General features: G+C 70.1%; 1 pseudogene. It reads left to right on the forward strand.

The features are described from left to right. Positions 1-234 (forward strand): annotated as a pseudogene (locus AC0L2O_RS37585) (ANTAR domain-containing response regulator); the annotation flags it as partial.

Genomic DNA, 234 nt, shown 5'->3' on the forward strand with positions numbered 1-234 from the left:
CGGCCATCGGCCTCGAGACGGTCGGCTGCTGGCCGGAACTGCCGGCCGAGGCGCTGGCAGCGGATTTCGTCTTCTTCGATGCCGACCTCGGCTTCGACGAACAATTCCCATGGGCGCCGGGCGAGGCGCCGATGCCGCTGGTCGCGCTGATCGGCTCCGAAGCGCCAGGCCGCATCGAGTGGGCGCTGTCGCACAAGGCCGACGCCCAGTTGCTGAAGCCGGTCGGCAATGCCG

The sequence above is a fragment of the Bradyrhizobium sp. Kon10 genome, from assembly GCF_055807395.1.